Raw genomic sequence first — 11086 nt, forward strand, 5'->3', positions numbered from 1 at the left:
CGCCCTCGGCGTCTTCCTCGTCTTCTACATCCTGGTCGCGAACGTCTCGCTGCCGTACTAATACGACGCGTGGATGCCGTTCGTCATCGCGCTGGCGGCGATCGGGTACGGCCGACTCGCTGCGTCGCGTTCGCCCGTCGTCCGTGTCGTCGGAGTCACACTCGTCGCTGCCCTGCTCGTCCCCGTCGCTGTGCTCGGCAAGGCGGTGGCGACGACCCGGCCGAGCGGGATCGCCCTGCTCGACGAAGCGCTCACGGTCCGCGGCGAGGACACGGACAACGTGCTCTTCGCGAGGTTCAGCGCGAACACCTGGCGGATCTACTTCCCCGAGCGAGGCACGATGAAGCCGCAGAACGGCCCGTTCAGTGCCATCGTCGTCGGTGAGGACGACCGCAGGACGATGCCTCGGCAGGTGCGGACGTTCCTCTCGGAGTCGAGCGGACAGCTCGAGCACTTCCGGGTCGACTACCTCGACGTCTACATCGCGAAGCAGGGGACGATCGAGGACAACAACCGGGACGGCACGCTCCTCATCGAGCGCGGGTGACGGAAGCGACGCGGGGCGTCGCACCCGTTCGAGGGAGCGGGACTCGGAGGTGCCGCTCAGCTGCGGTACGTCGCCAACGCCTCGCGCAGTCGCTCGTGCTCCGGGTGTCCGGGGCAGTAGGCGAGGAGGCCGGCGGCGATGTCAGCTGCCCTCGCTTCGGTCACCGGGCGCACCCAGGCACCGGCTCCGCGGACGGCGCACCCCGCGGCGAGCTCGTCGAGCGCCGCGGCGCCCCGGGCGGCTCGTACCGCGGCGGCCTGTTGCGTGGAGAGAACGCTGCCCGTCGTCCGGAACGCGGTGCACTCCGCGCGGCGGTCTTCCCACACGGCGGAGTACGTCGTGTACGTCTCCGTCCCGGCACCGGAGCCGGTACGACAGGTGAACGCGAACATGATCGGTGCACTCCCGGTCACCGTGCCCACTCCGGCCGAACCCGCTGAGGAGTCCTCTGGCGTCGGATCCGACGACGTGCAGCCCTGCAGCAGTGCGCCCGTCGCGACGACGACCGTCACGGCGAGGATGAGGCTGGGCATGCGCACCTGAGAACGCTAACAGGCTCGTGCTCCACGCGCGCTTGAAGAAGGCGGGGAAGACTCCGAGCCATGGACCACCGAAGACGCGGAGAACCCGGGGATGCGGAGAGCCCGGGGACGCGAAGAATCCGGGGACGCAAAAGACCCCCACCGCGAACGGTGGGGGTCTGACGCTCCCCGAGTTGGACTCGAACCAACAACCTGCCGGTTAACAGCCGGCTGCTCTGCCAATTGAGCTATCGAGGATCAGTTGCTCTGCTGAACAACGGGTAACAGCATAGCAGCACCCGGAGCCCGCTCACCGCATCGTCGCCGCACCCCGGGCGTGGCGGTTCAGTAGCCCGCCACCGGGTCCACGACCCCGACGAACCCCTCCCCGTCGCCACGGAGGAACGCCGTGGTGTTCGCACGCACCCGCTCGGCGAGCAGCGGGGCGACCATCTCGGGGGTGTCGGCCTGGTGCGGGGTGATGACCGCCCCGGGCTCGTCCCAGAGCGGGTGCCCGTCCGGGAGCGGCTCGGGATCGGTGACGTCGAGGCCCGCTGCGGCGATCGTCCCCTCGCGGAGAGCGGTGACGAGCGCGTCGGTGTCGACCAGGCCGCCGCGGGCGATGTTCACGAGCCGGGCCGAGGGCTTCATGAGGCCGAACTGCCGGGCGCCGAGGAGCTTCGCCGTGCCCGAGGTCATGGCGGCGGCGATCATCACGACGTCGGCGTCCGGCAGGACCTCGTCGAGCCGGTCGGTCGTGACGGTGCGGTCGGCGCCCTCGACGGGCGAGGACGAGCGCCGGACGACCGTCACGGTGACGTCGAACGGGGCGAGCAGCCGGATGTACTCGAGCGCGATGCCGCCGGCGCCGATGACCAGGACGTTCCGCCCGTAGAGCGACACGCCCTCGGGCTCGGTCGCCCACGACGTCGCTCGCGCGCGCTTCTGGAGCACCCGGAGGGTGCCGAGGGTGAGCGCGAGGGCGTGCTCGGCCACCGGCTCCGCGTACGCGCCCTTCGCGGAGGTGAACAGCACCCGGTCGCCGTGCGCCGCGATGAGCCCGGCGAAGGCGTCGACGCCGGCGAACGGGAGCTGGACCCAGCCGACCGAAGGCGCCGTGTCGAGGGCCCGCGCGAGCCCGTCCGGGTCGCGCGGGTCGAGCCAGACGATGCCGCGGGTGTCCTCGCCCACGGCGGACACGGTGCCGCCGGCGTCCTGCACGGCCGCGACGTGGAGGTCGGCGGGCGACGGCAGGATCGCGACCGGACCGGCGGTCGGCGGGGCCACCCGCAGCGGTGCGCCGTGGTCGGTCACGACGGCTCGGTGTCCTCGCGTGCCGGCCGGGGTCGGGGCTGCGGTCTCGGCGCTCATGCCTGCTCCTGTCGGTCGGTGCGGGGTCCGGTCCCGGCAGCGGCCACCGGACGACGGGGCGCGGAGGACCGGCGGGGAGCGGCCGGTGCGGCAGCGGCAGCAGCACCGCCGGCCGGACGACGCTTGACCGGGCGCGCGGCGGTGGCGGCGAGGGTCTTCACGTAGGGGTCGACCGGGTTGTCGAGCACGTCGTCGAAGGTGCCGAGGCCGACCAGGCGGCCGTCGGCCATCACGGCGACGCGATCGGCGAGTGCCCTGGCCTCGCGGAGGTCGCTCGACACCACGATCGCCGAGAACTGGCGGTTCCGCTGGAGGTTCGCGAGCGCTTCGAGCACCGACTGCCGGACCAGGACGTCGACGCCACGAGCCGGTTCGTCGGCGACGAGCAGCTGCGGCTCGAGGATGAGCGCCCGAGCCAGCGCGACGCGCTGCCGCTGCCCGCTGGAGAGCTCCCACGTGTTGAGACGCATCGACCCGAGCGGCAGGTGCACGGCGTCGAGCAGCCGGGCGACCATGAGCCCGGCCTCCTTCCGGCCGAAGCGGCGGTCGCGGACGTAGATGGGCTCCGCGACGGCCTCGCCGACGGTGAGGTCGGGGCTGAGGCGGTCGGCGGCGTCCTGCGGCAGGTAGCCGATCCGGCCGCTGAGCCGTTCGAGCTTGCGGGACGATGCCCGGAGCCCGCGGGTCCTCTGGCCGAGGACGGTCAGCTCCCCGCCGACGATCTGGCGACGGTACGCCCCCTCGCCCTCGCCGTGCGCGCCGAGCTGACCGGCGATCGCCGCCGCGAGGGTGGACTTGCCGGAGCCGGACTCGCCGAGGACCGCGAGGATCTCGCCCTGCCGGAGCGACAGGCTCACGCCGTCGACGGCGCGGATCGGCTCCCCCGCTCGTCCGCTCCGGTACTCGATCGAGACGTCGTCTGCGACGACCGCCGGTCCGTTCACCGCGATCATGGGTCCCCTTCCACGCCGCCCCCTGGCGGCGGTCCGCGCGGCGACGTGGGAGGTCGTCGCCGCGTGTGCACGGCACCGGAGGCGACCGCCTGGAGGCGCGAGGTGCGTCGACGACGCGGGTCGCGCCTCCAGGCCGGTCCGGTCGGGTCAGGACCCGACGCGCTCCAGTTCCTCCAGCGTACGCCGTCGCTCGGCCTGTTCCGCCGGGTCCGGCACGGGGAGCGACGCGAGCAGCCGCTGCGTGTAGGGGTGCTGCGGCGCGCCGAGGACCTGCGCCGTCGTGCCCGTCTCGACCAGGTCGCCCCGGTAGAGCACGGCGATCCGGTCGGAGAGCGCCCCGACGACCGCGAGGTCGTGACTGATGAACAGCGACGCGAACCCGAGGTCCTGCTGGAGCTCGAGGAAGAGCTCCAGCACGCGGGCCTGCACCGACACGTCGAGCGCACTCGTCGGCTCGTCCGCGATGAGCAGCTTCGGCCGGAGCGCGAGCGACCGGGCGAGCGACGCACGCTGACGCTGCCCACCGGAGAGCTCGTGCGGGTAGCGGTCGCCGTACGCGGCGGGCAGCTGGACGGCCTCGAGCAACTCGTCGACCCGCTTGCGCGCGGCCCGGGGGCTCCGGACCTCGCCGTGCACGACGAGCGGTTCGGCCACGCACTCCGCGATCGTGAGCAGCGGGTTGAACGACGTCGCCGGGTCCTGGAAGACGAACCCGATGTCCTTCCGGTGCCGCTTGAAGTCGCGCTCACGGTACCCGAGCATCTCGGTGCCGAGGACGTTCAGCGAGCCGCCGGTCACACGGGTGAGACCGGCGATCGCTCGACCGATGGTGGTCTTGCCCGAGCCGGACTCCCCCACGAGGCCGAGGACCTCGCCGGGGCGGATCGCGAGGTCGACGCCCTTCACGGCCCTGAAGGCGTGGGACCCGAGGCGTCCGGGGTACTCGATCTCGAGACCCCGCGCCGACACCAGCGGCTCGACGTCCTCGGAGATCGCCGCCCGGCGCGCCGAGCCGGTCGACGCCTCGAGCCGGGGCACGGCTGCGAGCAGGCGCTTCGTGTAGTCGGCCTGCGGCGCCGCGAAGAGCTCGCGGACCGGGGCCTCCTCGACGATCTCGCCCTGGTACATCACGGCGACGCGGTCGGCCAGGTCGGCCACCACGCCCATGTTGTGCGTGATGATCACGATCGCGGCGCCGAACTCGTCGCGGCAGCGCCGGAGGAGGTCGAGGATCTCCGCCTGCACCGTCACGTCGAGCGCGGTCGTCGGCTCGTCGGCGATGATGACGCTCGGCTCGAGGGCCAGCGCGCTCGCGATCACGACGCGCTGCTTCTGCCCGCCGGAGAACTGGTGCGGGTAGTGGTCGACCCGCGTCTCGGGGTCGGGGATCCCGACACGGCGGAGGTAGTCGATCGCCTTGGCCCGGGCCTCCTTCTTGGAGACGCCGCCGTGGGCGCGGAGCCCCTCGGCGATCTGCCACCCGACCGTGAAGACCGGGTTCAGCGCGGTCGACGGCTCCTGGAAGACCATCGCACCGGCGGTGCCGCGGAGCTCGCGGAGCTTGCCCGCGCCGACGCTGATCACGTCGGTGCCGTCGAGGTACACCGCGCCGCCGAGGGTGGCGGTCTCCGGCATGAGCCGGAGCATGCTCCTGGCGGTGACGGACTTGCCGGAGCCGGACTCGCCGACGAGGGCGAGGACCTCGCCGGGTCGCACGTCGATGCTGACGCCCTTGACGGCGTCGACGGCACCGTTGTCGGTGGCGAACGTGACGGTCAGGTCGTCGACGACGGCCACCGCCTCGGTCGTCGTGTCGCCGGCCTGGAGGCGCTTGGTCGCGCCCGGCTGGCCGGTCACGTCGGACTGGCCGGTCACGTCGGACTGGCCGCTTGCGCTGGGTCGGTTCGTCGCGTCCGTCATGCTGCTGCTCCTTCCGTGCCGGCCGCCTGCTTGCGCGACACCAGCTGCTTCAAGCGACGGCGAGCACGCAGACGGGGGTCGGAGATGTCGTTGAGGCTCTCTCCGATGAAGGTCACACCGAGCACGAGCACGACGATCGCCACACCGGGGAAGACGCCCGTCCACCAGATGCCCGACGCCACGTCGGACAGCGCGCGGCTGAGGTCGTAGCCCCACTCGGCGCCGGAGGTCGGGCCGATGCCGAAGCCGAGGAAGCCGAGGCCCGCCAGCGTCAGGATCGCGTCGCTCGCGTTCAGCGTCAGGATGAGCGGCAGGCTCCGCGTGGAGTTCCGGAGCACGTGCCGGGTCATGATCCGCCACGGGTTCGTGCCGACGACGCGTGCCGACTCGACGAACGCCTCGTTCTTGAGGCGCACTGCCTCCGCGCGGACCACGCGGAAGTACTGCGGCACGTACACGACGGTGATCGAGATGGCCGCCGCGATGATGCCGCCCGAGTAGCTCGAGTTGCCGCCGGAGACGACGATCGAGACCACGATCGCGAGCAGCAGCGACGGGAAGGCGTAGATCGCGTCGGCGACCACCACGAGGACCCGGTCGAGCCAGCCGCCGAGGTAGCCGGAGACCATGCCGAGGATGACGCCGATCGTGATCGACACGACGACCGCGACGATGACCACGAGCACCGCGGTCCGGGCGCCGTAGACGGTGCGGCTGAACACGTCGAACCCGCCGACCGTGGTGCCCCAGATGTGCTCCGGGCTCGGGGCCGCGGTGCGCGGGAAGCCCTGGCCGTCGGCGGACTGCAGCTGGCCGAAGCCGTACGGAGCGATGAGCGGTGCGGCGATCGCGACGACGAGGTACAGGGCGCAGATGACCACGCCGGTGACGAGCATGGCGCGCTGCCAGCCGGTGCTCCTGCGGAGCTGGACGACCACGGGCAGACGCTTCCACAGCGGCTCGTGGCGGTCGACGAGGGCGGTGTCGGCCATCGCTAGAACCTCACTCTCGGGTCGATGAGCGCGGCGACGACGTCGACGACGAAGTTCGTCACCGCGACGATCACCGCGAGCATCGCGACGATGCCCTGGACCGCGACGAAGTCGCGGGCCGACAGGTACTGGTTGAGCTCGAAGCCGAGCCCGCGCCACCCGAAGGTGGTCTCGGTCAGGACGGAACCACCGAGGAGCATGGCGATCTGGAGTCCCATGACCGTGATGATCGGCACGAGGGCGGGACGGAACGCGTGCGTCCGGACGAGCCGCGCCTCCCGGACGCCGCGCGAGCGGGCCGCGTCGACGTACTCGGAGCCGAGCGAACCGATCATGTTGGCGCGCACCAGGCGGAGGAAGATGCCGGCGGTGAGCAGCCCGAGCGTCAGCGCGGGCAGGACGGCGTGCGCGAGCACGTCCCCGATGATCTGCGCGTTGCCGGTGCGGAGCGCGTCGACGATGTAGATGCCGGTGGCGCCGGGGATGTTGTCGAGGACGAGGCTGACCCGCGTCGATGCACGGTCGCCGAGCGGCAGCCAGCCGAGCCAGACCGAGAACACGAGCTTGAGCAGCAGGCCGCCGAAGAACACGGGGGTCGCGTACGTCAGGATCGCGAGAGCCCGGAAGAGCACGTCCGGCCACTTGTCACGGACGTAGGCGGCGAGCATGCCGAGCGGGATGCCGAGGACGAGCGCCACGATGAGCGCGTAGAAGACCAGCTCGGCCGTCGCGCCGCCGTACTGCAGGATGATCTCGGTGATCGGCCGGTGGTCGGTCGACGTCTCGCCGAAGTTCAACCGGACGATGTTGCCGAGGTACTCGAAGTACTGCACGAGCACGGGGCGGTCGTACCCGGCGGCGTGCAGGCGCTCCTGCAGCTGGTCGGGCGTCAGACGGCCGCCGACGGACGCGGTGATCGGGTTCCCGATGACGCGCATCAGGAAGAACACGAGCGTCACGAGGATGAAGACGGTCGGGAAGATCAGGAGGAATCTGACGAGGACGTACCGGCCGAGACCGCCACCGCCGCCCCGGGCACGACGTTGTGCCTGCGGCTTGGTGGGTTCGGTCTCGATCGCCTCGGGGTTCGTGAGGGTCACGGGGTGGGGTGCCTTTCGGGACGTGGTCAGGGGGCGCTCCGGTCGGGAGCGCCCCCTGGGGTCACATCGGTGTTACTCGGAGAGGGTCGCTGTCACTTGGAGAGGGTCGCGTAGCGGAACTTGAAGGACGCGTCGAGGGTCAGGCCCTTGACGTCCTTGCCGGCCACGGCGATCGACTTGCCCTGGAGGAGCGGCAGGGTCGAGATCTGCTCGGCCTCCTGCTGCTGCGCCTGCTCGATGAGGTCCGCGCGCTTGGACGCGTCCGACTCGGCCTGCTCCTCGGCGATGAGCTTCTGGATCGTCGGGTCGTCGTAGTGGTTCTGCACGAAGTTGTCCTTCGTGAAGAACGGCGACAGGTAGTTGTCCGCGTCCGAGAAGTCCGGGAACCAGCCGAGCTGGTACACGGGGTAGGCGTCCTTCGTGCGGTCGACCGCGTACGTCGTGTAGACCGTCGACTGGATGTTCACGGTGAACAAGCCCGAGTTCTCGAGCTGCGTCTTGAGCTCGGCGTACTCGTCGTCCGACGTCGAGCCGTAGTGGTCCGGCGCGTACTGGATGTCGAGCTGCACCTTGCCGGAGACGCCGGCGTCGGACAGGGTCTTCTTCGCCTTGTCCACGTCGGCGCCGCCGTTGCCGTCACCGTAGAGCGTCTTGAACGGGGTCGCCGCACCGGTGAGACCGTCCGGGACCATCGAGTAGACCGGCGAGTACGTGTTGTTGTACACGTCCTTCGCGAGCTTCTCGCGGTCGACGACGTCCGCGACCGCCTGGCGGACCGCGAGGGCCTTCGCCTCGTCGGCGTCGGACTGGCCGGTGCCGAACGGCTGCGTCTTGAAGTTGAAGACGAGGTAGCGGATCTCGCCACCGGGGCCGTCGGTGACCTTGACGTTGTCGTCCTTGCGCAGGTCGGCGATGTCGGTCGGCGTCAGCGAGCGGTACGCCACGTCGACGTCGCCCTGCTGCACGGCGAGCTTGAGGTCGGTCTCCTTGGTGTAGTAGCTGGCGGTGACCTCGTCGGTCTTCGCCTTGCCCAGGAGGCCGTCGTACTCCTTGTTCGCCTTGTACTGGATCGTGTCGTTCTCCTTGTACGAGGTGATCTCGTACTGCCCGGCGAACGCCTTGCCCTTGACGATGTCCGCCGCGGGGGTGAGCTTGTCGGCGGAGAAGACCTGCTCGTCGACGATCGGACCGGCCGGGCTCGAGAGCACCTGCGGCCAGGTCTGGTCGGCGTGGTCGAGGTGGAACACGACCGTGGTGTCGTCCGGGGTGTCGATGCTCTTGAGGTTGGCGAGCAGGGACTGCGGGCCGTTCTCGTTGTTGATCTTGAGCTCGCGGTCGAACGAGAACTTCACGTCGCTCGACGTGAGGTCGTGGCCGTTCGCGAACTTCAGCCCCTTCTTGAGCGTCACCTCGTACGTGGTGTCGTTCGTGAACTCGCCCTTGGTCGCGATGTCCGGCTTGACGTCCGGGCTGCCGACGGGGGTGTTCATCAGGAACGGGAACACCTGGTTCTGCACGGCGAAGGAGCCGTTGTCGTACGAGCCGGCCGGGTCGAGCGACGTGATCTTGTCGGTCGTGCCGATCGTCAGGCCGTTCAGGTCGGTGGACGACACGCTGCTGCTCGCGCAGCCGGTCAGCACCAGCGCCGTCGCTGCTGCCCCGGCGCCGAGCGCGATGCCGCGCTTGCCCCACTTGGTGACGGATGCCATGTCCGTGTACCTCTCTGGTGATGATTGCAGGAGTCCTGACCGGCGGGTGGAACGACTGTGTGCCCGGTCAGGAACGCTCATTGGTACCACCCTGTCACGGAAGTCAGCGAACTGAGGGCGATTTGTTTACACCGCTGTAATGCGGCGCCGCGCCGTGTGGCGCATGATGTCGCCGGTCGGTCTCGGCGTGTCGTGCACGATCGTTGCGTCGGGCAACATCGGGCGTCGGAGGGGGCGGGGCGGGGGCGACTCGGCTGGTGGTTGGGTGGGCGGTCGCGACTCCCCGCTCAGCTCCGCCCGTCGGTCACGAACTGTCGCCTGGCGCGCGGGGTCACGACTCCTCGCTCATCTCCGGCTGTCGGTCACGAACTGTCGCCTGGCGCGCGCGGGACCGACCGTTCGTGACCGCCCGGCGTCGCGGCGGCGGGGAGTCGTGACCGGCCGGCGGGCGGGCAGAACCGCGGGCAGGACCGGGGCGCGGCGCCGACCGCAGTGTTGGTCGCACGACATGCCGTACTCGTCCCGCGCTGGTCGCACGACGTGCCGCCCGCCACACGCACGCCCGACACCTCCTGCGACCAGGAGCGACCCGAAGGCGGCGCGGTGGGCGTGGCGCGGGGTCACGACTCCCCGCTCAGCTCCGGCCACCGGTCACGAACTGTCGCCTGGCGCGCGCGGGACCGACCGTTCGTGACCGCCCGGCGTCGCGGCGGCGGGGAGTCGCGACCGGCCCGGGGGCGGGCAGGACCGGGGGCGCGGCGCCGGTCGCGGTGTTGGTCGCACGACATGCCGTGCTCGTCCCGCGCTGGTCGCACGACGTGCCGCCCGCTGCACGCACGCCCGACACCTCCTGCGACCAACTGTGACCGCCAGCCGAGCCCCGCCAGCGAACAGCCGTCCGCCCAGGTCCGCCCGGGTCCGCCCACTCAGCGCTGGCCGGCCGCCCGGGGCCGCCCGCTCAGCGCTGGCCGGCAGCGGCCGCAGCAGCCTCGGAGTCCGCCCGCAACCGCATCCGCTGCGCGTCGATGTCCACGAGCTGCCGCTGGATCTCCGCACGACGGTCGGCCTGCTCGTGCGGGTCGGCCCGCTGCAGCTGCCCGAGCAACGACGCCTTGCGTGCGAGCAGGTCGCGCTCGACGAGGGCGACGACGATGCTCCGGCAGTAGAGCGCGAGGTCTTCGTCGGTGCGGGCGGGGATCGGCGACAGCGCGAGCTCCTGCACGAGACCCCGGAGCGGCATCGGCACGTCGGTGAGCAGCCGGTCGAGCCAGTCGCCCGCGCCGACCGCGTCGACGTTCGCGACGACGGCGTCACGGACGACGGCGAGCATCGGCGCCGAGAACGTGGCCGCCGCTGCGAGGCCGAGCAGTGGCGCACCGACGTGCCCGGGCTGCTGCACCATCGCCATCACGGCGTCGCGCTCCATGCGGGTGATCGGGTCGTTCGGCAGTGACCGGAGTCCGGCCACCGGCTCGTCCGCGGGGGCGACCAACTCACCACCGGGACCGGCCTGCGCGACCGGCACCGTGCCTCCAGACCGATCGTCCTGCGCGCCGCGCGCTCGCTGGCGAGCGTTCTCGACCGCGCGACGGACCTCGGGGATGTCGAGGCCGAGCCAGCCGGCGAGCTCGCGCACGTAGCCCTGCGTGAGCGAACGGTCGCGGATGGTCGCGAGCACGGGCGCCGCGGCGCGGAGGGCACCGACACGGCCCTCGACCGTCTCGAGGTCGTGCCCGTCGAGGGTCCGGCGGATCATGAACTCGAACATCGGGCGCTTGTTCGTGACCAGGCGACGGATGGCGTCGTCGCCGCGCGCGAGCCGGAGGTCGCACGGGTCGAGGCCGTCGGGCGCCACCGCGACGAAGGTCTGGGCGGCGAACCGCTGCTCTTCGGCGAACGCCCGCGAGGCGGCACGCTGCCCCGCCTCGTCCGGGTCGAAGTGAAAACGACTCGCCGTTGGCGTTCGGGTCGGC

At 71.3% G+C, this 11086-nt stretch carries 8 protein-coding genes, 1 tRNA gene and 1 pseudogene; 1 reads left to right on the forward strand and 9 read right to left on the reverse strand.

All coding sequences use genetic code 11. From position 1 onward, the window contains the following. The first annotated feature begins 73 nt into the window (after window positions 1-73). On the forward strand, window positions 74-547 hold the full coding sequence (locus tag I59_RS08750) for a hypothetical protein (protein WP_022903544.1): 474 nt from the start codon (window positions 74-76) through the stop codon (window positions 545-547). Between the two features lie 56 nt (window positions 548-603). On the opposite strand, the gene I59_RS08755 is transcribed toward I59_RS08750, so the two are convergent. The 9 genes and pseudogenes from I59_RS08755 to I59_RS08795 form a co-directional block, all read right to left on the reverse strand. Then, window positions 604-1080, reverse strand: coding sequence for a hypothetical protein (locus tag I59_RS08755; protein ID WP_022903545.1), 477 nt, complete (start codon window positions 1078-1080; stop codon window positions 604-606). A gap of 173 nt (window positions 1081-1253) precedes the next feature. Then, window positions 1254-1326 (reverse strand) — tRNA-Asn (locus I59_RS08760). 87 nt (window positions 1327-1413) lie between these two features. Beyond that, entirely contained in the window at window positions 1414-2439 is a 1026-nt protein-coding gene (locus I59_RS08765) for a D-isomer specific 2-hydroxyacid dehydrogenase family protein (protein WP_022903546.1), read from the reverse strand. Next, a complete protein-coding gene (locus tag I59_RS08770; RefSeq protein ID WP_022903547.1) occupies window positions 2436-3392 on the reverse strand; it encodes an ATP-binding cassette domain-containing protein in 957 nt (318 codons plus the stop codon). The genes I59_RS08765 and I59_RS08770 overlap by 4 nt, the downstream gene beginning before the upstream one ends. A 147-nt stretch (window positions 3393-3539) precedes the next feature. Next, complete coding sequence (locus I59_RS08775; RefSeq protein WP_022903548.1) at window positions 3540-5312, reverse strand: ABC transporter ATP-binding protein; 1773 nt, start codon at window positions 5310-5312, stop codon at window positions 3540-3542. Next, entirely contained in the window at window positions 5309-6304 is a 996-nt protein-coding gene (locus I59_RS08780) for an ABC transporter permease (protein ID WP_022903549.1), read from the reverse strand. Before I59_RS08780 ends, I59_RS08775 begins: the two co-directional genes overlap by 4 nt. Window positions 6305-6306: 2 nt before the next feature. Beyond that, window positions 6307-7404 (reverse strand): ABC transporter permease, encoded by a 1098-nt coding sequence (locus I59_RS08785; protein ID WP_022903550.1) that lies wholly within the window; start codon window positions 7402-7404, stop codon window positions 6307-6309. 92 nt (window positions 7405-7496) lie between these two features. Beyond that, a complete protein-coding gene (locus tag I59_RS08790; RefSeq protein ID WP_022903551.1) occupies window positions 7497-9113 on the reverse strand; it encodes an ABC transporter substrate-binding protein in 1617 nt (538 codons plus the stop codon). A gap of 958 nt (window positions 9114-10071) precedes the next feature. Beyond that, a pseudogene (locus I59_RS08795) lies at window positions 10072-11086 on the reverse strand (DNA primase); the annotation flags it as partial.

The sequence above is a fragment of the Curtobacterium sp. B8 genome (genome assembly GCF_000333315.1).
GTDB lineage: Bacteria > Actinomycetota > Actinomycetes > Actinomycetales > Microbacteriaceae > Curtobacterium > Curtobacterium luteum.

What these genes read in the sequence shown, in the direction of transcription:
- I59_RS08750 (WP_022903544.1), top strand. Translation starts at nt 74, where the DNA reads ATGCCGTTCGTCATCGCGCTGGCGGCGATCGGGTACGGCCGACTCGCT.
- I59_RS08755 (WP_022903545.1), bottom strand. Translation starts at nt 1,080, where the DNA reads ATGCCCAGCCTCATCCTCGCCGTGACGGTCGTCGTCGCGACGGGCGCA.
- I59_RS08765 (WP_022903546.1), bottom strand. Translation starts at nt 2,439, where the DNA reads ATGAGCGCCGAGACCGCAGCCCCGACCCCGGCCGGCACGCGAGGACAC.
- I59_RS08770 (WP_022903547.1), bottom strand. Translation starts at nt 3,392, where the DNA reads ATGATCGCGGTGAACGGACCGGCGGTCGTCGCAGACGACGTCTCGATC.
- I59_RS08775 (WP_022903548.1), bottom strand. Translation starts at nt 5,312, where the DNA reads ATGACGGACGCGACGAACCGACCCAGCGCAAGCGGCCAGTCCGACGTG.
- I59_RS08780 (WP_022903549.1), bottom strand. Translation starts at nt 6,304, where the DNA reads ATGGCCGACACCGCCCTCGTCGACCGCCACGAGCCGCTGTGGAAGCGT.
- I59_RS08790 (WP_022903551.1), bottom strand. Translation starts at nt 9,113, where the DNA reads ATGGCATCCGTCACCAAGTGGGGCAAGCGCGGCATCGCGCTCGGCGCC.